At 42.3% G+C, this 22912-nt stretch carries 20 protein-coding genes; 15 read left to right on the top strand and 5 right to left on the bottom strand.

Annotation, left to right across the window (positions count from 1 at the left end):
- Positions 1–260 precede the first annotated feature (260 nt).
- A complete protein-coding gene (locus JOC33_RS03845; protein WP_420825696.1) occupies positions 261–695 on the top strand; it encodes a GNAT family N-acetyltransferase in 435 nt (144 codons plus the stop codon).
- Positions 696–704: 9 nt separating this feature from the next.
- Positions 705–1325 (top strand): fumarylacetoacetate hydrolase family protein, encoded by a 621-nt coding sequence (locus JOC33_RS03840; protein ID WP_205091041.1) that lies wholly within the window; start codon positions 705–707, stop codon positions 1323–1325.
- Positions 1326–1743: 418 nt separating this feature from the next.
- Here JOC33_RS03840 and JOC33_RS03835 read toward each other — a convergent pair whose 3' ends face one another.
- The gene (locus JOC33_RS03835; RefSeq protein WP_338054467.1) at positions 1744–2685 is read right to left on the bottom strand and encodes an ArsR/SmtB family transcription factor; all 942 of its coding nucleotides are present in this window, start codon (positions 2683–2685) and stop codon (positions 1744–1746) included.
- A 289-nt stretch (positions 2686–2974) separates the two neighbouring features.
- On the opposite strand from JOC33_RS03835, the gene JOC33_RS03830 reads away from it, so the two are divergent.
- The 7 genes from JOC33_RS03830 to JOC33_RS03800 all read left to right on the top strand — a co-directional run bounded on the left by JOC33_RS03830 (position 2975) and on the right by JOC33_RS03800 (position 9468).
- Positions 2975–3931: a substrate-binding domain-containing protein gene (locus tag JOC33_RS03830; protein ID WP_205091040.1), complete on the top strand. Its 957-nt coding sequence runs from the start codon at positions 2975–2977 to the stop codon at positions 3929–3931.
- Positions 3932–3976: 45 nt separating this feature from the next.
- Positions 3977–5512, top strand: coding sequence for a sugar ABC transporter ATP-binding protein (locus JOC33_RS03825; protein WP_205091039.1), 1536 nt, complete (start codon positions 3977–3979; stop codon positions 5510–5512).
- On the top strand, positions 5505–6464 hold the full coding sequence (locus JOC33_RS03820; protein ID WP_205091038.1) for an ABC transporter permease: 960 nt from the start codon (positions 5505–5507) through the stop codon (positions 6462–6464). Before JOC33_RS03825 ends, JOC33_RS03820 begins: the two co-directional genes overlap by 8 nt.
- 14 nt (positions 6465–6478) lie before the next feature.
- Positions 6479–7474, top strand: coding sequence for an ABC transporter permease (locus JOC33_RS03815; RefSeq protein WP_205091037.1), 996 nt, complete (start codon positions 6479–6481; stop codon positions 7472–7474).
- Positions 7475–7556: 82 nt separating this feature from the next.
- Entirely contained in the window at positions 7557–8393 is an 837-nt protein-coding gene (locus JOC33_RS03810) for a phytanoyl-CoA dioxygenase family protein (RefSeq protein WP_205091036.1), read from the top strand.
- 477 nt (positions 8394–8870) lie between these two features.
- Positions 8871–9077 (top strand): DUF2187 family protein, encoded by a 207-nt coding sequence (locus JOC33_RS03805; protein WP_205091035.1) that lies wholly within the window; start codon positions 8871–8873, stop codon positions 9075–9077.
- Between the two features lie 136 nt (positions 9078–9213).
- On the top strand, positions 9214–9468 hold the full coding sequence (locus JOC33_RS03800) for a hypothetical protein (RefSeq protein WP_205091034.1): 255 nt from the start codon (positions 9214–9216) through the stop codon (positions 9466–9468).
- A 214-nt stretch (positions 9469–9682) separates the two neighbouring features.
- On the opposite strand, the gene recQ is transcribed toward JOC33_RS03800, so the two are convergent.
- Positions 9683–11824 carry a DNA helicase RecQ gene (gene recQ, locus JOC33_RS03795; protein WP_205091033.1) on the bottom strand — a complete coding sequence of 714 codons (2142 nt, stop codon included), beginning with the start codon at positions 11822–11824 and terminating at the stop codon, positions 9683–9685.
- Between the two features lie 97 nt (positions 11825–11921).
- On the opposite strand from recQ, the gene JOC33_RS03790 reads away from it, so the two are divergent.
- The 4 genes from JOC33_RS03790 to JOC33_RS03775 all read left to right on the top strand — a co-directional run bounded on the left by JOC33_RS03790 (position 11922) and on the right by JOC33_RS03775 (position 16309).
- Positions 11922–12860 carry an NADP-dependent oxidoreductase gene (locus tag JOC33_RS03790; protein ID WP_205091032.1) on the top strand — a complete coding sequence of 313 codons (939 nt, stop codon included), beginning with the start codon at positions 11922–11924 and terminating at the stop codon, positions 12858–12860.
- A 101-nt stretch (positions 12861–12961) separates the two neighbouring features.
- Positions 12962–14422: a circularly permuted type 2 ATP-grasp protein gene (locus tag JOC33_RS03785; RefSeq protein ID WP_205091031.1), complete on the top strand. Its 1461-nt coding sequence runs from the start codon at positions 12962–12964 to the stop codon at positions 14420–14422.
- The gene (locus JOC33_RS03780) at positions 14415–15377 is read left to right on the top strand and encodes an alpha-E domain-containing protein (RefSeq protein WP_205091029.1); all 963 of its coding nucleotides are present in this window, start codon (positions 14415–14417) and stop codon (positions 15375–15377) included. Before JOC33_RS03785 ends, JOC33_RS03780 begins: the two co-directional genes overlap by 8 nt.
- An 80-nt stretch (positions 15378–15457) precedes the next feature.
- Positions 15458–16309 carry a transglutaminase domain-containing protein gene (locus JOC33_RS03775; RefSeq protein ID WP_205091028.1) on the top strand — a complete coding sequence of 284 codons (852 nt, stop codon included), beginning with the start codon at positions 15458–15460 and terminating at the stop codon, positions 16307–16309.
- 304 nt (positions 16310–16613) lie between these two features.
- Here the strand turns inward: JOC33_RS03775 and brnQ are convergent, their stop codons facing one another.
- Positions 16614–17927 (bottom strand): branched-chain amino acid transport system II carrier protein, encoded by a 1314-nt coding sequence (brnQ, locus tag JOC33_RS03770; protein WP_205091027.1) that lies wholly within the window; start codon positions 17925–17927, stop codon positions 16614–16616.
- A gap of 389 nt (positions 17928–18316) precedes the next feature.
- Between brnQ and JOC33_RS03765 the strand changes: the two genes are divergently transcribed.
- Positions 18317–20182 (top strand): cation:proton antiporter, encoded by a 1866-nt coding sequence (locus JOC33_RS03765; protein WP_205091026.1) that lies wholly within the window; start codon positions 18317–18319, stop codon positions 20180–20182.
- A 198-nt stretch (positions 20183–20380) separates the two neighbouring features.
- Here JOC33_RS03765 and JOC33_RS03760 read toward each other — a convergent pair whose 3' ends face one another.
- On the bottom strand, positions 20381–20566 hold the full coding sequence (locus tag JOC33_RS03760) for an SE1832 family protein (RefSeq protein WP_338054465.1): 186 nt from the start codon (positions 20564–20566) through the stop codon (positions 20381–20383).
- Between the two features lie 81 nt (positions 20567–20647).
- Here JOC33_RS03760 and JOC33_RS03755 point away from each other — a divergent pair, with 81 nt between their 5' ends.
- Complete coding sequence (locus JOC33_RS03755; RefSeq protein WP_205091025.1) at positions 20648–21484, top strand: GNAT family N-acetyltransferase; 837 nt, start codon at positions 20648–20650, stop codon at positions 21482–21484.
- Between the two features lie 89 nt (positions 21485–21573).
- Here JOC33_RS03755 and JOC33_RS03750 read toward each other — a convergent pair whose 3' ends face one another.
- On the bottom strand, positions 21574–22764 hold the full coding sequence (locus JOC33_RS03750; protein WP_205091024.1) for an MFS transporter: 1191 nt from the start codon (positions 22762–22764) through the stop codon (positions 21574–21576).
- Between the last annotated feature and the right edge of the window lie 148 nt (positions 22765–22912).

Here is a 22912-nt window from a genome sequence, read left to right as displayed (position 1 = left end):
AATTGATACCCTCTAAGCACCTTTAAAAATCTTAAAATAACAAGTCTGGCATTCTAAGGTAAACAACTTGCTGCCGGACAGAGCAGACATAGAAAATTTTCGGAGACATTTTGATTGTAGTGGTTGTGGTATGCTAGTTTTACCTTTAAGAAAGGTTAACTATGTTAAAGGGTTTCAGTATAAGTAAACTGAGGCATTCGCCATAAGGACTTGGCGACAAGCCATGTTCTTCTAAAAAACTCAGGAGGGTAAGTGTTTTGGTGGATCATACTATAAAGGAATTGAAAAGAGAAGAAGAGGTCAGGCAGGCTTTTCCGGTGTTAAAGCAGCTGCGAGGTCATTTAGATGAAGAAGCTTTCGTGGAGCTTGTATTCGAGGCAAAGGAACGAGATATGTACAAGCTTTATGCTTTATATAAAAAAGACACCATAGTGGCAGTGACAGGATTCAAGCCGATGATAACGCTATATTATGGAAGGTTTGTGTGGGTGTGTGACTTGGTTACGGACGAAGTTTGGCGTTCACAAGGTTACGGTAAAAAACTACTTAATTTCGTGGAATTCTGGGCAATCAAAAATAATTTTGAGAGCGTTGCTTTATCCTCCGGGCTACAGCGCACGGAAGCCCACAGCTTTTATGAAACCAAGATGGATTATGACAAAGCCAGCTATGTATTTAAGAAAAATTTGAAATAGGGTGATAGAATGACAGAAATCAGGAACATTTTTTGTGTAGGCAGAAATTATGCAGCCCATGCGAAAGAACTTCAAAATGAGGTACCTGAGCAGCCAATGATATTTTCTAAACCAACTCATGCTTTTATTCATGCGAATGGGAATTCTATTACGATACCCAAAGACAGGGGAGAGGTCCATTATGAGACCGAACTGGTCATCCGGATCGGCAAATCATTTCAGGATGGAATGCGTGCGGAGGAAGTTATTGAACAAATGGCGATTGGGCTGGATCTCACCTTACGTGATGTACAAAACAGCTTGAAAGAAAAAGGGCATCCTTGGCTGCTTGCAAAGGGTTTCCCCAATGCCGCAGTCATCAGTGACTTTATCCCGTTCGAAGGAATCGAAGCATGCAAAAGGAATAACTTCTCTTTATGGAAAAATAATGAACAGGTACAATCGGGAAATATCAGGCTGATGATTTTTGATTTTCAAACAATCATCGAATACTGCGCCAGCAACCTTGGCCTTGGCGAAGGGGACATCATCTTTACTGGCACCCCGGAAGGCGTAGGAACGATTACTCCTGGTGATCAAGTAGAAATGTTATGGGGAAATAAAATTTTAGGAAGCTGTACCTTCAGTTAGTGTACATGACAGCTGCGTTATATTTTTTCTGTTGGGAACAAATATTAGGGCATCGCAATTTATTTTGACGAAATCAACGAGGCTGGGACATAAGTAAACCAACGATATAAAATTGAATTGTACAGCCTCTTTTTTTATTGTTGATACCGAAAAAGTATGGCTGGGAAACGATTCCCTTTCCGCAGGGAAGACGACAAGTCTCCTCGGGCTTTGCCCTGCGGGGCCTCGTCAGCCTTGCCTCTCCTGCAGGAGTCTCATCGTTTCCCTGTCCAAATTGGCAATCAACAATGCAAATATCTTCATTTTTATGTACTAAAAAACCGTAAAGAAAAGTCAACTTCTTCGTGGTTTTTCATTTCAAAGAGGCCTTTTGGTCCATCCCCATTTTAGCCTAATTCATTTTTTTCCCAGCACTGTTTTAACTGCTTCTGGAATCCATGTAGTTGATTTTGAGTTTGATATCTTGTGGGTGGTCACCAAATTCACGGCCAAATAAATTGATTCCGCCCTTGTGAAGAGCCTCCTCTTTTACCCCTATTTTAAATGTTAGAAAATTATTGTTCTCTAACTCTAAGTCTGCAACGGTTATATCTGAAAGGTAAAATACATCGATTGTCGTTTTCTCCCTATCTACTATCCACGTCTTTAATGTCCCATACTGCGTATAGTCTGTTTCAGCCCAGGATTTTGGGTTTAATTTTCCTGGTCGATCACCAAAGTCTCCCGGACTTGTCCATGTTCCTATATCGATGCCATTTAACCAGACAGTAATATCGGATGGCCAATTTGGATCAAAGTGTGGGGCCTCAGAGCATATCTCCAATGAAAGATCAATTGAATCAACAGTCTTACCATCTGGGATTACTAAAGGAAGCTTATACTCGAAATATCCCTTCCTAGTCCAAATCAACTGAGCCTCCATACGCCTGGGATTAAAAAATTGCCCGGGCTGGTCTTCTGGAATCAGTTTTCCTGATTGGCTCGCCATCCCGCAAGTAGGAGCAACCTCGTAGTCCACGTATTGACCTATGGGAATTTCCACTTCAAAACTTTCATATTCAGTTAAATGGTCTTTAGGGTCATTGAGCTGGATATGGATATCGTCAAAATTTCGTGAGCACACTCTCATAGACCCCCTTTGGGCAGGACGCAGTTGAGTCAGTACTAGACCGGCTTCTTCAAGAACTTTGATATGAGAAGCAGCTGTAGAAACAGGAATGCTTAAATCTTCTGCTAACTCATGAATGTTAGCTTTTTTAGTATTTAAAAGGCTGATAATCTTTAACCTTGCTTCAGAGGATAAAGCGCGGGATACCTTCTGAAGCTCATCAGGATGCTTAATTGATAATTCTAACAACATGAGACCCCCTGTACATGTGATTTGATACAGAAAATATGTAACATTAACTCATTCAAACTAAACTATCTATATCCTAACGAATTTTTAATTTTTTTAAAAGTTTTTCTAACCTTTAATAAACCAATTATCTGCACATCCTTTGTTACAAAAAATATGTATGTATACATAAAATAGTTAAAATTATTTTGACAATTCAGAAATGAAAGCGTATTCTCTTATGTAAGAAAAAATATAAGTCTATCTATTAACCTTTTACATAATCAATTTGCAGACGAACAGGAGGATGAAAGTGCATAGGTTTCTAAGTATTATCATGTTTTGTGGAATAGTCGGATTACTGGCAGGCTGTGGGTCATCCAGTGTAGCAGAGAGCGATAAAATTGTTGTTGGATTTTCTCAAATGGAAAATAACAACCCATGGCGGATTGCAGAAACAGAAAGTATCAGAAATGAAGCTGAAAAAAGAGGCTACGAAATGGTATATACCGACGCCCAAGGTGATACCGCCAAACAGCTTTCAGACATTGAAGATATGATTGCCCAAGGGGTAGATTACATTGTTCTTGCACCTCGAGAATATAAGGGGCTTGGACCAGCTTTGAAATCCGCGAAAAAAGCGGGTGTGCCTGTTATCTTTGTCGATCGAATGGCTGAAGGAAAAGCTGGCGAAGATTATGTAACATTTATTGGATCCGACTTCGTTAAGCAGGGAAAACGTGCTGCTAAATGGCTGGTAAAGGAGTTAAATGGAAAAGGGAATATTGTAGAATTATCAGGAACGACAGGTTCTTCTGTAGCTATCGAACGAGCTGAGGGGTTCCGGAATTACCTGGAGGAACATGCCCCGGATATGAAAATCATAGCTTCTCAAACAGGGGATTTCGCCAGAGCGGAGGGTCAGAAGGTTATGGAAAGTATGCTACAGGCGAATGGAAATAACATTGATGCTGTTTACGCTCATAATGATGAAATGGCTATTGGCGCTATAAATGCTATTAAATCTGCGGGATTAAATCCCGGAGAAGATATTACTGTTGTTTCAGTAGACGGAACTAAAGATGCGCTGCAAGCAATCATTGATGGTGACTTGGGAGCTACTGTAGAAAGCTCACCCTTTTTTGGTCCTGTAGTTTTTGATGTAATTGAGAAACTGGAATCAGGAGAACAGGTGGATACAGAAATTATCATAGAAGATCGTTTTTTTGATAAGAGTAATGCGAAAGAATTTGTGGATGAAGCTTATTAAGAATGCTTGTTAGCGAAGGAAGATGAAAGGAAGGTGGGGAACGCGATGCTCAGGATGGAAAGTATTACAAAAAAGTTTCCGGGAGTCATGGCATTAAAAGGCGTTTCATTTGAAGTGTACCCTGGAGAGATCCATGCACTAATGGGGGAAAATGGTGCCGGTAAATCCACATTAATAAAGATACTGACCGGTGTTTATCAGAGAGACGGAGGCAATGTACTCTTTGACGGGAAGAAAGTAAATTTTAAAACGCCTCTTGAAGCCCAGGAGGGAGGAATAAGTACCATTTACCAGGAAGTTTCCCTGATCCCTAATCTTACAATAGCAGAGAACGTCATGCTGGGGCGAGAACCTAAAACGAAGTGGGGAAGCATTGACTGGAAAAAGGTTTATAAAGAAGCAGAGATTATCCTTTCCTCCTTGGGGATAACCGTTGATGTTAAAAAGTCGGTTAATGAATACAGTACAGCCATCCAGCAAATGGTCTCCATTGCCCGCTCGGTTTCCATGAAGGCGAAGCTTGTCATCATGGATGAACCGACGTCTTCCCTGGATGACAAGGAAGTGGAAGTGCTGTATAAAGTAATGAATCAGCTTAAAGCACAGGGGATTGCCATTATTTTTGTCAGCCACCGCCTTGAGGAAATTTATAAGATGTGTGACAAAATCAGTGTCTTAAGAGACGGCAGCTACATAGGTACTTGGAAAACCAGCGAACTCCAGCAAGAGAGCCTTATTGCCCGGATGATAGGCAAGAGTGAAAGAGAAGTTGCATCCCTGTCTGACAAAAGAGAAGCATTGGACAAAAGCGGTGAAAGTGTACTTATTCAATTGGAAGGTGTAAAACAAGGAAATAAAGTTCGAAATGTCCATTTTTCTTTACATCAAGGAGAAATTCTCGGGTTGGCAGGGCTTCTTGGTTCGGGGAGATCTGAAGTGGCTAAAATAATAGCCGGCATTGATGGAAAAGAAGAAGGAACCCTTCAAATTCACGGAAAGGAAGTGAATTTATATAACACGAAGCAGGCTATACAAAAGGGTGTTGCTATTTTAACGGAGAATCGCAAAACAGAAGGGATTATCCCAAATATGTCTGTTCGTGAAAATATTACGCTTGCATGTCTTCCGAAAATCTCCAAATTCAGCTTTATATCTAAGAGGAAACAAGCGAAACTTGTGGATCAATATATCAGGCGGCTGGGTATAAAAACTCCAAATCCTGAACAAAAAATAAAAAACTTAAGTGGAGGTAACCAGCAGAAGGTCCTCTTAGCGAGATGGCTTGCTTTAAATCCTGATTTGCTCATTTTGGACGAACCTACCCGTGGTATCGACATTGGAGCGAAGGCAGAGATTCACTCTTTAATGGATGAATTATCTGCAAACGGATTAAGTCTATTAATAATCTCCTCAGAGTTTGATGAACTAATTCAAAATACTGACCGAATTATTGTACTAAAAGATGGTGTTAGAGTAGGAGAGCTTCAGGGAGAGGAAAGGACCCAGGATAATATTATGGCCGTCATTGCTAACGAAGGTGGTATCGGCGAGGGAAAGGAGGCAACCGTAACGCATGGCTAACTCAAACGCAGTTGTAAGTGAGACAAAGCTTAAAAAGCAGACAGAATTCCCGCTGACTAAAGCTATTTTACCTGCCATAATTTTGTTGCTTGCTTTGTTTAATGTTCTAGTTACGGAAAACTTCTTTGCTCTTCAGTCCCTTTGGAATTTATTAATTCTTATATCAACCACTGCTCTTGTAGCGATAGGCATGACACTGGTTATTGCTACTGGAGGAATTGATTTGTCGGTTGGATCAATTATGGCAGTGGCAGCCGTCACATCAACATTCCTTCTTGAAACGAATCTATTTATTCTGGTTGCTGGGACGCTTGGGGTCTGTTTATTATTCGGTATCTTTAATGGTGCAGTTATCTCCTACATTGGTGTTCAGCCGATTATCGCTACGTTGGCGATGATGATCGCAGGGAGAGGACTTGCTCAGGTTGCGACTGAAGGATATTTGATTTCTTTTTCAAATCCTGCTTATGGATTTATCGGAAAAGGTTCCATAGCAGGAATTCCAGTACCTGTACTGATTCTATTCATAGTGGCTGCCTTGATTTATACAGTAGTAAAACATACGACTTTTGGGAGATATGTCGAGGCTATTGGTGATAATGAGAGGGCGGCAAATCTAGCTGGCATTAATGTGAAACTGGTGAAATTAATAGTGTATAGCATTGCGGCTGTACTTGCAGCGTTAGCAGGTCTCATTGAAACTTCCCGGCTTGCCGCAGCAGATGCAACGAGGATCGGGGAATTAATAGAATTGGACGCCATCGCTGCTGTAGTGGTTGGAGGGACCTTGATGACAGGTGGCCGACCTTATATATGGGGTACAGTAATGGGGGCCTTGTTGATGGGGTTAATCACTGTAACTTTTATCATGAATGATATCCCTCACCCATATTCTCTCGTAATTAAAGCATTCATCATTATCGGTGCAATTTTCGTCCAACGTAAAAAGTGAGGGAGGTGACATAAATGAAAGCAGCCGTACAGAGGATGACGAGTTCCATCCCTATTCGATTTAACGCCAGCTTAATCCAGCAGCAGGGGGCTTTTATAGCTCTGGTTCTACTTATTATTTATGCTAGTTTGAGCTATGAGAACTTTCTGACTTCACAAAATATTATTAACGTATTAAAGCAGAACAGTATGATTGGGATAGTAGCAGTTGGGATGACATTCGTAATCTTAACGAAAGGTATTGATTTATCAGTTGGCAGTTTAATCGCCTTAGGAGGCGTCTTGTCCGCATATTTAACCAATGTAAATATGATTCTTGCTCTTATTATTCCAATAGCAATTACCGCTTTATTAGGAATGGTAAATGGTCTAATTATTTCACGAGGAAATTTAGAACCATTTATAGTTACCTTGGCGATGATGATTGGTGTTCGAGGAATTGTTTTTATCATAACCGGAGAACAATCGGTAATTGTTACAGAAGGCGCAGAGTATTTTTATTATTTTTTAGGAAATGGTTTATTTTTGGGAGTCCCCTTCCCTGTTTGGTTACTTCTATTGATTGTGGGAATTTCCTGGTATGTCTTAAAGATGACACGTTTTGGGCGTCATACTTATGCAGTGGGAGGTAGTGAAAACGCCAGTCAGTTAATGGGAGTAAAGACTAAGAACATTAAAGTATGGGTGTATGTAATTAGCGGAACACTCTCTGGTCTTGCCGGAATCATTCTGGCCGGCAGGTTGGGAGGGGTTGCCCAGCCGGTTGCGGGGAACATGTGGGAGCTTGATGCTATTGCAGCTGTGGTAATCGGCGGCACTCTTCTGGCAGGAGGAAGAGGGGGCGTCATCGGTACCTTTATCGGTGTTATGCTCTTAGGTATCGTCCTAAATGTAATTAATCTTGATGGAACACTTAATTCCTGGTGGCAGCCAGTCATCAGAGGGCTATTTTTATTAGCGATTGTCATCATCCAAGCTAAAATCATGAATACCAAAAAGCTTAAGACATAAGTATTTTGGCTAAACCAGAGTGCTATTAACTTTCAATAAATGGGATGAACACCCATAAATATGCCATATAGGAGGGCTTTATATGACAAGTCAAATAAAAGAAGCAAAAAAGTATGATATTGGTGAAATTCAGGGAGCATTATATGGACCTGGGATAATGGGTTTAAAAGGAGCTTTCAGCAGAGAGTTTACTGCTAAACTTGGGGAAGAAATTAATGAACTATACAAGGAGGCTTTAAAAAGGGAAGGAGGGGCAGTAGGAAGAGGACCTAAACGTCACTATGTTGAAATCCATCCAGAAGATATAAGCGGTTTTGTAGAGATTGTTACCCATCCTTGGGTTAAAACGGTGTGTGAATCGGTACTGGGACCGGATTATAAAATCGTAGAAATTGGTTTTGACGTCCCTAACCCAGGGGCTGTTAATCAGCCTTGGCATCGGGACTTCCCTGCTCCAGAAGACACAACAAAAGGAAGAAGGTTGAATTCTTTAGCCTTTAACATGACAACAGTAGATGTAGAAGAGGACATGGGACCATTTGAGATTGCTCCAGGGACGCAATGGGATGATGGAAGTGAATTTGATTATGAAATGTTCCCTTCTAAAGAAAATTATTCCCGTTATGAAGAAAGAGCTCAGCAAAAGATGCCGAAAATGGGAGACATCTCTGCACGATCAGCTCTGACAATTCACAGAGGAACCACAAATCATTCTGATAAATCAAGACCAGTTCTTGTACTCGGAGTGGACGCTCCTACTGCAAATAATCATGAAAGGCATGATTTGCAAATTACTAAGGATTTTTACAAAACTCTACCAGAAGATTTAAAACGCCACCTCCATTGCCGCCTGGTTGATGAACTTGAAGTTATTGTTCAGGGACATTCTATTGAAGGATTAATGATGGGTGAGGCATAAAAGGTAAAACAAAGGGCTGTCCCATAAGACTGAAATAGACTTATGGGACAGTCCCATTTTATTATTTTGCAAAGCTTACAAGAAAAAACGGTAGTTTATAACGACAATTGATTATATCATGGTTGATTCCATTAAGCGGTTGGCGGTGACGCCTGCGGGAACAGCACGAGCCGTAGATCCACTTGGTCAAGTTATCTTTTTGACCAAGTTAGCTGAGGTCGTGCCCGCGGCAAGCATCCGCCGGTAAGCGATTCGTTAGAATCAACAACACCTTTCGATTATAAAGGAAGAGTAAATACATTAAATCTATTTCTTTTAAGAAATAACCACGTAATTCATAGAAGAAAGTGATGTTTATACCGGATAATTACAGGGAACAAAATTCGACATAACACAGCATTTATCAAAGGTTGCTAATTTAGGCTTAGATCAGTTAAGAGTTCTGATAGCAATCATTTTATTGAAAGGAAGATATCTATGGAAGTTCCTGCAGGACATGAAGCTAACTTAGGAGATGTAATCCAATTTAACTTGAATGGTTTCGAAGTGAAAGGGAAAGTCGTACCATCTTCTTGCCAGAGGTGTGTCATGGTGGATATAAGTGGTCATTCACAGAATATTGGGTTTGAGCACAACCGGACAGTAGTAGGGCCCGGTAATTATAAGGTGATTAATAAAAGATAATTTCATAAAGAGTATCCCCTTCAGCTATTGTTGAAGGGTTTTTTAATTTCCATAGTTTCATGTAATTACCAGTGTACGTATTCGATTTTTTAGAGTATAATAAGAACAAACGTTCGCATGTGTGGGGGTGGAATGTATGGAAGGGTTACTGAACAGAGCTCAAGTAGAAAAACAGCGACTCGAAATGATTTATCTGACGGAAAAGGGCACGCTTACTCAAAGAACGATTCGCATTCTAAGCGTGGATAAGGACCAATTCCTTGCTTTTTGCTATGTCCGAAAAGAAGTCCGGTCATTTAAGCGTTCAAACGTACTCTCCATTCAACCCTTTCAGGCGAGAAAACGATTTAAGTCATGGCCGATGAATTCGAACAAACTCAGCAGTCATTAAGCAAAGTCAACATCCAATGTGGGAGACATCCCGACCCAATCAGGAAAAAAGCCCTTCCAGGAACAAGTATGTCAGATACACCAGATAACAAAATAATACCTCGAAGAACCATCATGTTCTGCGAGGCATTACGGCAACGGCTATTGTTTTCCGGCAGTCAATTCAAGTTATCGAGTGACATCCCTCTCTGTTTAGAAGATGCATGTACCTTTTCTTACATAAAACCGTTTTTGACCAATATCCCTTTAATCGTACTGTAAGTATATTGGTCATCGAGCGATTCCTTCAACGCTTTCAGGCCATCCTCGTTATCGAGCCTTTCTCTTGCTTCCAGCACTTTCATTTCCGTTTCTTGATCAAACCAGGAATCCCAGTCAAAAGGATATCCTTCACTGGCAGCACGGAACAAGTGACTTTCAATAGTCACTTCACTCATTCCACGATTACGCGCTATTTCTGAGACGCTTTTTGCTTCATCTTTCCATAAGTGATAGGAAATTAAATAACTCGGCTGTTTTGCATCTTCTGCTTTCTTTTGGAAAATAGGAGTCGGTGCTTTGACGACTTTACTTTCCGGCTGTTGCTCCTTCCATGGCTTGACGGTCTCGAGAAAAGTTTCCCCATATTGTTGGTACTTCCGTTCTCCGACCCCTTTTATGGCGAGCATTTCTGACTTGGAGGCCGGCAAATATCTGGCTATATCCTTAAGGGTCGCATCCGAGAAGATAACGTAAGGGGGCAGGTTGTGTTCATCAGCTATTTCTTTTCGCAGATTCCGTAGATCTTCAAAAAGTTCCTCATTATAGTCAACGGCTGCAGTGGTTGTCGTTTTCTCAATTTTCATCCACACCTGTTTTTCCCCTTTGAGGACATCGACTGCTTTTGAAGTGAGTTGCAGGGTAGGGAATTTTCCTGACCCAGGGTTTAGCAGTTCTTCTGCTGTCAGGAAATGAATAAAGCTTGTCAGTTCTTTTTCCTTGTATTGGGATAGCAGGCCGTAGGTACTTAAGCGATTGAAACCGAATTCTTTCACTTTTTGATCAGAAGATCCGCGGAGCACTTTGGCGGTAAGACCTGCCCCGAATCGTTCACCCATTCGTTTAACACAGGAAAGTACCATTTGTGCTTCCTTGGTCATATCTTCCCGTTCGCCATCATACAGGCAATTAGAGCACTTACCGCACGGTTCACTGCCGATAGGGTCGTTGAAATACTCAAGTATATATTGCTGGAGGCAGTGGTGGGTGTGGCAGTAGTTTACCATTGACTGCAGTTTTTCGTATTCTTTTGCTTTTTTTTCCTCATCTAACAGTGACTGCTCGATCATGAACTTCTGCAGGTTTACATCCTGCCCGGAAAATAACAGGATGCAGTCACTCGGTTCACCATCTCGGCCAGCACGCCCTGCCTCCTGATAATAGGACTCGATATTCATCGGCATGGAATAATGGATAACATATCTTACGTTTGATTTGTCGATCCCCATCCCAAAGGCATTCGTTGCGACCATGATAAGTGTTTCATCCTGTATGAAGCTGTTCTGGGCTTGTTTTCGTTCCTCTTCTGTAAGACCGGCATGATACTTTCCGGCGTTGAACCCTTTCCGGAGTAAAAACTGTTGGATGAAATCGACATCTTTCCTTGTCGCAGCATAAATGATTCCTGATTCATTTTTCCGCTCAGCAGCGTAGTTTGACAAAAAATCGCGCTTGTCCTGCCCTTTGATCAGGCGGAAAGATAAATTTTCACGGGAGAATCCTGTGTTGATGACGGAATCCTCTCTAACATCGAGAAGAAGCTGGATGTCCTGAATCACTTCCCTTGTCGCTGTAGCAGTAAGAGCCATCATCGTCGGCAGGTTCGACAGCTTTTGCAAAAGTGGGACGATCGATCGGTAACTTGGCCGGAAGTCGTGCCCCCATTGGGAAATACAATGGGCTTCATCAAAGGCGATCAAGGATAACGGAATGGAATTGATGGTGTGAAAAAAATGAGAAGAATCGAAACGCTCTGGAGCTACGTAAACAAACTGGTAGATTCCTTGCTTCAATCCTTGCATCCTCTCTCTTTGCTCTTCGAAGCTTAAAGAGCTGTTGATATAAGTGGCGGGAATTCCCATCGTGGATAAAGCATCCACCTGGTCTTTCATCAAAGATATCAACGGGGAAATAATCACGGCGGTTCCAGATTTCAAAAGACCTGGTATCTGGTAGCAGATGGACTTTCCGCCACCAGTAGGCATAACGGCAAGGGTATTATTATTTTCGAGTACCTGCTGAATGGCATCTTCCTGCCCATTGCGGAAGGAAGGGTACCCGAAATATTCTTGAAGTTTTAATCTGGCTTGATCTAGCATGGCTATCATCCTTTTGAAATTCTCTATTAATGGTATCACGTTTGAATCCTTTTGAAAGGGGAAAATTTATGGAGATACAGATTTTAGGAGGGTTGGTATGAAAGCTGTTGTCATTAATAATTATGGAAATAAAGATCAGCTGACAATGGAAGAAATCGATAAGCCTGAAATCACGGATGACCAGGTTTTGGTGGAAGTACACGCGACATCCATTAACCCGATTGATTGGAAGCTGCGTGAGGGCTACCTAAAAGAAATGATAGATTTTGAATTTCCAATTATTCTCGGCTGGGATGCTGCGGGAATCGTGAAGGAAAAAGGGAAAAACGTAACCAAATTTAATATCGGTGACAGGGTATTCGCCCGGCCGGATTTGACGCGTTATGGTACTTATGCCGAATATGCCGCAATTGATGAGAAACTGTTAGCTAAAATACCGGAAAATATTAATTTTGAAGAAGCCGCAGCCGTACCTCTGGCAGGACTGACAGCGTGGCAATGCCTCGTCGACTTTTCTGAGATAAAAGATGGGGACAAAGTGTTGGTTCATGCCGGTTCGGGTGGTGTCGGCAGTTTTGCTATTCAGCTTGCCAAACATTTTGGTGCTTATGTAGCGACTACTGCGAGTGGAGAAAACCAGGACTGGGTGACGGAGCTTGGTGTCGATCGCTTCATCAATTATAAAGAAGAAGACTTTAGCGAGGTTTTGGAGGAATTCGATATTGTAGTTGATACCATTGGTGGAGATGTGCAGTCGAAAAGTTATCAGGTGTTGAAGGAAGGCGGCAGACTGGTATCCATCGTCCAACCTCCTGATGAGGAGGAAGCGGAAAAATATAGAGTAAAAGCAGGGTTTCATTGGCTGGAACCTAAGGGAGAACAGCTTGCAAAAATTGCTGAGTTGATGAAAACGGGCGAACTTACGCCTGTCATCGGCCATCACTTCGAATTCAGTGAAGACGGATTAAAAGAAGCGCATGCTACCAGTGAGACTCATCATGCCAAAGGAAAGATTGCTATTTCTATTAAAAAATAGTATAACTGAAGCACCGGGTATTTTGTAGAATTTTCTGACTACTCGGTGCTTTTTTAGGGTATTAGAAGGGGGAAGTAAAAAAAGGTAGGGGGACGGAACTTATGCTGAACAACTATCAGACAGCTGAATATTTTGATGAAATGATGAAAGATACGGAAAAACCAAAGCCTCATTACGAACGCTTCTATCAAATGCTCCGACAATTTTCCATAGACAATCTCCATGAAAAAAATGAAACCGCCCAGCTGAGCTTTTTGCGACAGGGTATCACCTTTACCGTTTATAATGAATCAGTCGGCACTGAGCGGACAATGCCGTTTGATTTTGTGCCAATTATCATTCCATCCCACAATTGGAAGAAGATTGAACGGGGAATGAAGCAGCGCGTCCAGGCACTGAACCATTTTCTTGAAGATGTTTATGGGGATCAGGAAATTATTAAAGATGGAATAATTCCGCGAGACTTAGTCGAACAAAATCCATATTATTATAAAGAACAATCGGAAGGATTGAATATTCCCCACAACAACCATATTTTCCTGGCAGGCATCGATCTGATCCGCGATGAGAACGGGGAGTACCGTGTTCTGGAGGATAATCTCCGGAACCCTTCGGGAATGTCCTATGTATTCCAAAATCGGTATGTCATGCGTCAGGTTTATCCGGAACTATTTGGTGAACATTCTATCCATACGCTGGAGCATCAACTATCGGAACTGCATCAGGCATTAATCGCCCATGTCCCGGAAAATTCAAAAAACCCATTGCATCCTTGCGCTGTTCTGTTAACACCGGGAAGCTACAACTCTGCTTATTATGATCATGTCTTTTTAGCCCAGCAAATGGGTATAGAGCTAGTAGAAGGAAGAGACCTTATCGTCAGGGACGACGTAGTTTATATGAAAACAATCCGAGGACTTAAGCGAGTGGATATCATCTACCGCAGGATTGATGATGACTTCCTCGACCCAGATGCATTTGATCCCAGGTCCGTATTGGGCGTACGGGGATTACTCAAAGCTTACCAGAAAGGCAATGTTTCCATCCTTAACGGTATTGGTAATGGAGTTGCTGATGATAAAGCGATGTATGCCTTTGTGCCTGATATGATCCGTTATTATTTGAACGAAGATCCGATCATTCCGAATGTACAGACATACTTTCTTCGTAATCCTGAACATCAGGATTATGTTTTGAATAACCTGGACAAGTTAGTAGTCAAAAATGTTGGTGCGTCAGGTGGATATGACATGCTGATTGGCCCGCATGCGGATGAACAGGAAATTGAAATGTTCCGGAAGAAAATAATAGAAAAGCCGAGCCAGTATATCGCCCAGCCTACGATTAAATTGTCACGGGCGCCAGCGTTCCAGGGAGGGCGGTTCTATCCGTGTCATGTTGACCTGCGTGTGTTCGTCATGACTGGGTCAAAAAGCCACGTATTGCCAGGCGGGCTTTCCCGTGTCGCATTGAAGGAGGGTTCTCTGGTCGTCAATTCCTCCCAGGGCGGCGGAGGCAAGGATACCTGGGTATTGCATGAAGGAGGTAATCACCATGCTTAGTCGAGTAGCTAATTCATTATTTTGGATGGCTCGGAACATTGAAAGGGCAGAAAATAATGCCAGCGTACTGCAGGTGCAATTGATCAATATGCTGGAAGCGGATGATGCAGAAGTGCTTGACCGAGATTGGGAAGAAGTTTTGGAAATCGTGGTTTCTCTTGCAGAGTACCAGTCACAGCATCCCCATTTTAAAACAGATGAAATCATCCATTATGTAGCTTTTGCTGATAAAAACTATAACTCTCTTATCAATTGCATGACTTACGCCCGTGAGAATGCCAGAGCGACAAGAGATATGATACCAGAGCGATTATGGGAAGTTTTGAATAAATTCTACCTGGAGCTTCCTGCCATCCGCAGGAATGATTTCACCCTTCAGGAAATCCAGGATTTTTTGAAAACGATCACGATGACCTCCATGACCGCTCAGGGAGTAGTGGAATCATCGATGATAAGAGGAGTTCCATATTCGTTCATCAAAATCGGCAAATGGCTGGAGCGCGCTGAAAAGACAGCCCGTATCCTGAATGTCATTTGTGAAAAAGCCCGCAAGGAAAAACAGGGCTCCGTCAATCATCATTATTACTGGTTATCGGCACTTCGCCTGGTCAACGGCTATGATGCGTATATTAAAGAACACCCGCCGACAATGGATGCAGAGCACGTCCTGCAGTTCATCATTGAGGAGGACAGATTTCCAAGATCCATCCGTTACTGTATGGATCATGTGATGGAAACAATCAATAAATTGGAAAAAGGAGAAATCAACCATTATTCCGAACGATTGTTCCAAATGTTAGAAACGATTCAGCAGGAGGTCATTTCTTTTAAGTCGAATGATATGTCCATGGAAGAGCTGATGGACTTCCTAAATCACTTTCAAAATCGTTGTATTCAAATCGGACAGATATTTTCAGAAACCTATTATTTAGTTGAACCAGTCGAAATAAAATGATGACAGTGGGTATCCTTGGGAGTATCAGGTCATAATTTAGATAAGAGACAAATTTTTTCCCTTGCTGGAGGAGTTTAATCGTGAAGTACCAGATTGAGCATACAAATACGTTCCACTATGAAAATCCTGTTGACCAGAGTATGAACCACATCCGCCTGAAGCCGAGGACCGATGAGTGCCAGCGGTTATTGTCCTATCGGACGGATATCACCCCCTCATCCATGACGAAGGAACATATCGATCTATGGGGGAATCATGTGGAAACTTTTTTTATCCCGGAAAAGCATGAGCATCTTACCGTAAAAACAAGCTCGACCATCAGTATTCAAAAAAGTCCTTTCATACGGATGATCCGCTATACCGATGAGATGATGGAGATTTTCAATTCCCAGCTTTTCCATAAGCATTATTTAGCTTACCTGAACGAAACACCATATACGTTCCTTTATAAAGATCAAGTTGAGGAGATCGTCGCAGCTGTTGGTGATCCCCGTGACCCGATTAAATTCTCCCTCGATTTGATGGCTTATATCAATCAGTCGATTTATTATGACGGTACTGCAACCCATGTTTATACGAAAGCCTATGAAAGCTGGCCGGAAAAACGGGGAGTGTGCCAGGATTATGCCCATATCATGCTGGCAGTCCTTCGTGCTAACGGGATACCGGCTAGATACGTGAGTGGCTATTTATATGTCGGAGAGGATTCTGCCCTGGTGGGAGATGCCGCAACTCATGCGTGGGTAGAAATAATGGTTCCTGGAATAGGCTGGGTAGGACTCGATCCAACCAATAATGTTGAAGCCCTTGAGCAGCACATCCGAATAGGGACGGGAAGAGATTATGCCGATCTCAGCCCGCTCCAGGGTGTCTACCGCGGTGGTCAGCAGACACTTGATGTTAAAGTTAGTGTTACCTTGATTGAAAGCTGAAAAAGCAGGCCTCCTTTTGGCCTGCTTTTTCAGCTTGTAGAGAAACCCCTAAGTATTCCTTCACGCTATATTGATCAAGCTGCCTTCTTGACCAAGAAGGCTTGAGGCCGTGCCCGCGTCAATCATCCGCCGGCAAGCGGTTCGTAAGGATCAATGACCAGCTTTAACAACTCTACTATATTAAGAAGGACTTTTTTAAGCGGAAGCATGTATTCATGGAATAAGATTAGCCTGATACGAATAAAATTCCAAAAGAAAAAGTGCCGATACGCTTGAAAAAAGAAGCGCACGGCACTTTTCTTCTTTATTTGTCTGTCGGAATCAACCTGTCTGAGGAGATGAACAGGTGGAACAGTAAGCCACCTAATGCCCCTATAATAGCAGGGATCACCCAGCCAAGTCCCAAGGAGAATAATGGCAGTTGCTGCATCATCCCTTCTACAGCGGATAAGTCGATTCCGAAAGCGACAAGACCGTCGTAAAGACTGATAATCGATGTCATGAGGATGGCCCCACGATACACATAAAGAGAACCATTGAAAAGCCTGTGGGTAAACGCCAAAATTACCAATACGATTGCAATAGGATAAATAAACACTAAAACCGGTACTGAATAGGCGATAATTTGATTCAAACCGACATTGGATACTGCAAAGCTGATGAGGGTAATTACCGTGATGACAATGTTATACGATAATTTTGGGAATACCCGGTTAAAAAATTGACCACAGGCTACTGTAAGGCCCACACAGGTAGTGAAGCAGGCCAGCGCAACGATGATACCTAGTAAAACAGTACCTATCTGCCCATACATTAAATTTGCCGCACCGGAAAGAATTTCTCCGCCGTTTGCATAGCTGCCTTCACTTGCCATCTTTGCACCGATCCATCCGATAGATGTATATACGGCTGTAAGACCGGTTGCGGTTACTGCACCGACTTTAAGGGTGTACCGCGTGATTTCTTTCTGATCGGTAACTCCTCTTTCTTTTAATGCCGTGATAACGATGATGCCGAATGCAAGGGCAGCAATGGCATCCATCGTCAAATAACCTTCCAGAAAGCCTGTGAAAAAGGGTGTAGATTGATACTTTTCTGTCGGTTGGATCAATGAACCGTCTAATAAGAAAAAGCTTCCGATTACAAGACCAATGATAGAAAGCAGTAATAGAGGTGTCAGCCATTGTCCGATCCGGTCAACAATCTTGGAAGGGTTAAGACTGACCCAAAATACGAGAGCAAAGAAAATGATGGTGAACAGAAGTAACATTCCGGCTGATCCACCCGCCAGTGGCTGCACTCCCATTTCAAAGGCCACATTAGCGGCACGCGGGATACCGAAGAATGGCCCAATTGCCAGGTAGATGGCTGCTGTAAAGAGCAGACCGAATAATGGATGAACCCGGCTTCCTAATTCAATTGTTCCATTTCTTATTAAGGAAATTGCAGTTACTGTAATAACGGGTATTCCGACGCCGGTTAATACGAAGCCTGCAATTGCTGGCCAGTAGGAAGTGCCAGCCTCAATCCCCAGGGAAGTCGGATAAATTAGGTTTCCTGCCCCGAAAAATAGTGCGAATAACGTAAAGCCAATAAAGACTGTATCTCGTCGTTTCATAATACATCCTCCTTGATGGGTCCTGTTGTAAGTGTGCCGTTAAAAAAGCCCTCCCTCATCCAGGGTAGAGCTCACTAAGTGTGTGCTATGATTGCGCTTACATCTGTTTTTCTATATACCCTGAGATATTCGATAAGGCACAGGAGACGACTCAGATTTTTTTGAATATTATCAAGACGGGATAATACTATCAATGTCGAAAAATTATGTCAATCCATTTTTGCAAAGTAATAATTGTTAATTTCATCCGTTCACAAAACTTTCATGAAAATGCTTACAAATAAAACCTTATAGTTTACATTAATGTAGGGGGAATATAGAATATCCCTATATCTTTAAAATAAGGAAATTAAGCGATTTTTATTGCTTCCAAATAAAGGGGTTGTACCATGATTGATTCGATTTTAGTCCAATTCATGCTTATCTTAGCTTTAGGAATTGGTTCCCAGTGGGCAGCCTGGAGATACCGGCTTCCAGCCATCGTTCTAATGTCAATCGCTGGTTTACTGGCGGGACCGGTCCTTGGATTGATGAATCCGGAGGAAAGTTTTGGGGATCTTTATAAACCGATCATCGCCGTTGCCGTAGCGATCATCCTGTTTGATGGAAGCTTGAACCTTAACTTTAAAGAAGTGAAAGGACTCGGAAAACCTGTATTCCGAATTGTTACCTTAGGGGCTTTCATCAGCTGGATCGCAGGAGCTATGGCAGCTCACTATGTAGGAGGTCTGGCTTGGGCAGTCGCATTCGTGATTGCAGGTTTGTTTATCGTTACGGGACCGACTGTCATCCTTCCATTACTAAGGCAGGCGAAATTGAAAAAGCGGCCAGCTAAAATTCTTAAATGGGAAGCAATCATAGTAGATCCGATTGGGGCGCTGCTTGCCGTCTTTGCGTTTGAAATCATTCAATTTCTTATGGGAAGCGAGCCTAATCCCACCGCACTATTACTCTTTTTTCTAGCCTCCTTTTTCGCTACCATCCTTGGATGGTTTTGTGGGAAAGGTGTCGGCTGGATGCTTCAGACCGGATTTTTACCGGAATATTTGAAGTCACCGATGGTATTTACGGTAGTCATTGCCTGTTTCACTATCTCAGACGAAATCACCCATGAAACAGGACTATTGGCAGTGACAGCTATGGGAATGACCATGGCTAATTTGAAAATTCCATCTGTAACAGATATGAAGCACTTTAAAGAAAATATATCATTATTAATGATTTCTACCATATTCGTAATTTTGACATCATCCCTTACAAGGGAAACGCTGATTCAAATACTGAACCCGCAAGTTATCGGTTTTGTATTGCTGATGCTATTTGTCGTACGTCCACTATCGATTTGGCTGTCAACGATCGGCACGGATCTCAGCCTTGGAGAGAAAATCCTGGTAGGGTGGATTGCTCCGCGGGGGATTGTAGCTTTGACTGTGTCCAGTTATTTTGCCAGTGTCCTGCTTGATGCTGGCTTTGCAGATGCCAATATTCTTACTTCTATTACGTTTGCTCTCGTGTTTTCGACGGTGCTGGCCCATGGTTTTTCCATACAGTGGCTGGCAAAGAAGCTGAATTTGTCGATGGAAGGACCACCTGGTGTTCTGCTTAACGGTAGCAATAATTTTACCGTATCACTTGCTAAGACGTTTGAAGACCTTAACGTACCGGTCATGGTGGTGGACTCTTCGTGGGAGAAGCTGATAAAAGCGAGGCGCAATGGTCTTCCAGCTTATCATGGGGAAATTTTGTCGGAACAGACGGAATATAACCTGGATATGACGCCGTTTGAATATTTGATTGCTTCGACAGATAAGGATGCATACAACGCGTTGATATGTACAACATTTGTTCCTGCGTTCGGAAGGAACAACTTGTTCCAGCTCAGTATCCAGCGCAAGGGCGAAGAAAAACTTGAAGGGCTTAACCACACAATTGGGGGCCAGACCTTATTTAAGGATGGGGCTACCTGGGAAGTGCTTAATAACAAGGTGAATAATGGCTATATTTTCCGAAAAACAAATATCACTTCTAAATATACGTACGATCAGTACTTGGAAAATGTCAATGCAGATGCTATCATGCTGTTCATCAAAAAGCCTTCTGGCAAGATTGATTTCTTTACGGAGGAATTAATTATTCGGGCAGAGCAGGGAGACACGGTTGTCAGCCTTATGCCGCCCGATAAGGAAATGGATAAAATCCAGATGAAACTGGAAGAGAAAAGGAATGGGAACACTGCTTCTAAGAAAAGTTATTAGATTTTAACACAACGAGGTATATTCAATATCCTTAAGCGAAACTCCATTTTCAGCGGATGCAAGTAATAAACGCCAGCGGGGTATTTTATACAAGTTCTGTTCAATTACCTTGCCTTGTCTAATAAGGTAAAAAATACCGAGGAGAAACTAGGGTTTTAGTCTCTCCTCGGTATTTTTTATTATTTACCTTTAGGTTTCTTATTTTTTACATTCTGCCAGCTTTTGGTTCAGTTCCTTCAGTTCTTCTTCAAGTCTAACCAGCTGTTCTTCAGCCTTTTTCACATTTCCTCCGGCTGCTTCGACTTTATCTAGATCTCCCTGAATACGGATGTAATCGGATTTGACCTCTGCAATCTGGTCTTTGATTTCATTTTCTGTCATCATCTACACCTCTTTTCATATTGTAGGCTGCTCGTTTTTTATGGTATAGTATTTGAAATTTCAGTGCAAAGGGGAGAGGCGGGAATGAAGGTAAAAACATACAAGGATCCTAATCTTTATTTTGATAAAGTAGAGGAGTTGCTTCTTAAAAAGGAAGCGATGAATAACCTGGCGCTTGGAGTGGCAGGAAGGTTGAATGATACATCCAATGATTCAAAACTACTGGCAGTGGAAAGCGATGGACGCACGCTCTTCATGATGATGAAAACACATCCGGAACAATGGATCCTTCCCGCTTGTGAAATTGATAATGCTGTCCTGGAAACTGTTGTCGACTACATAATCAGTAATGATTACGAAATGCCCGGGATTGTAGGGGAGATAACAATTGCGGATCGTTTTGCTGCTAATTATCTGAGAAAGAGTGGTAAGAAAAGTCATCTACATATGCGGCAGTGGATATACCGGTTAGATGAAGTACAGGAAATCAGCCGTACACCAGGAAGCCTGAGGAAGGCGGATTCTAACGACATGCTACTTATCACGAATTGGTTGAAAGGGTTTGGAAGGGAAACAGGGGAGATAACGATTTACGATGACGCAAGGAACCTTGCCAAAAGAATGATTGGGAACGGCTCGATGTATATTTGGGAAGTGGATGGAAAGCCTGTCTCCATGGTCAACCAGTCACGAAGTACAAAAAATGGTACGACCATAAATGCTGTATATACACCTGATCTATACAAAGGGAGGGGTTATGCAACAAATGCAGTTTGGAGGCTGAGCCGTGACTTGCTGCAGGGGGGATTCCAATTTTGCTGTCTGTATACAGATGCTGATAACCCAACATCAAATTCTATCTATAAAAAAATTGGCTATTATCCGATTGGTAAATCAGTTGTCTATCGGTTCAGCTCATAGGCTCCTAAGGTTGTTTATGCCGTTCCGGTAGTAAAACAGGTGCACCTGCTAAGATTCGGCATGAAGAATCTGTTGCGGTGCACCTGATTTCAACTGTTCAGCGGCTCCCATCCCTCGGTCTGTTTACGTGAATCCCACCACGTCAAAATAAACACGAGGAGGAAAAGAAAGCTTGATATTTTAAATAAAGTGGCTGTTTCGACAAAGTTATAAATGAAACCTAAAACAATGGCACTTAAACCAATACCGAGGTCAATGGAAGAGTAAAACATGCCATTTGCGATACCGCTTCTGGCTGTCGTGGTTTTGGAAATAACCCACGCCTGAAAAGCGGGCATCATCGGCCCATATCCAAGTCCAAACAAAGCACCGGAAATAATCAGGTAAACGTTCGATTCAGCCACAGCCAGTATCCACATCGCAGCAAATGCAATCAACGTCCCAGCCATAATCAGATTCCAAGGGCCCTTTTTATCGAAATATCTGCCGGTTACAGGGCGTGATATCGTAGCGAATAAAGCATTGAATAAATAAAAAAGAAATGTTCCAGTCAAGCCTTTTTCTTCTCCGAATATGACAATGTACGTGACAATGGATCCGTAACCGAAGGTAGTAAAGAAAGTTACCATAGCCGGATACCAGCTTCGTTTTTCCACAAGTGAGCCGACAAAGGAAAAGCGCGGCGGGTCTGTGCGGCTTTCCTTCACGCTGTCCGGAGTTTGGAACTTCGTAAGCGCGAATAATATAATAGCAACCACTCCTAAACCTGCAGAAAAAGCTATCAATATATCAAAGGTGTAATGTTGGTAAAGGTAGATACCCAGACTGGGCGCGATAATCATTCCGACTGTTATGGAGAGGCCAAAATAACCCATTCCTTCCCCGACACGTTTTCTCGGAACGATATCGACTGCAGCCGTCCCGTTGGTAGTCGTTGACCAGCCCCACGCCACTCCATGCAGAAATCGCAAAAGTAAAAGCACGAATACAATCTGCGTAATCGGATATAACAGGGTCATTCCGAGAAGGGAAATGGAACCCGCCAATACTAGCAATTTTCGTTCTTTCGTCAACAGCATATGTCCGATAAAAGGCCGAATCAAAATGGCTGCCACGGAAAACATCGTCGTAACCAGTCCTATTTGCAGGTTACTCCCGCCAATTTCCTCAATGTAAGGGGGAAGGTTAGGAAGAAGCATCTGAAAACTCATGAAAGTAAATAAATTACCGAGAAGCAGAAATATAAATGGTCTTGTCCATAATTTAGGTGATTGTTGCATGGAAATCTCCTTCTCTTTTACACTTTAATTTAACTTTGTTAAAAGATTAAAGTGTATGCAAATTGAGGCTTTCGCCAAAAGGACTTGGCGACAAGCCAAATGTTTCAAAATAAAAAAATCAATTATCCCCCTGATGATAGTGGCACAT

This window comes from Thalassobacillus pellis, from assembly GCF_016908295.1.
GTDB lineage: Bacteria > Bacillota > Bacilli > Bacillales > Halobacillaceae > Thalassobacillus > Thalassobacillus pellis.
The sequence above is the reverse complement of the archived record's forward strand: the minus strand, read 5'-3'. Positions and strand labels throughout refer to the sequence as shown.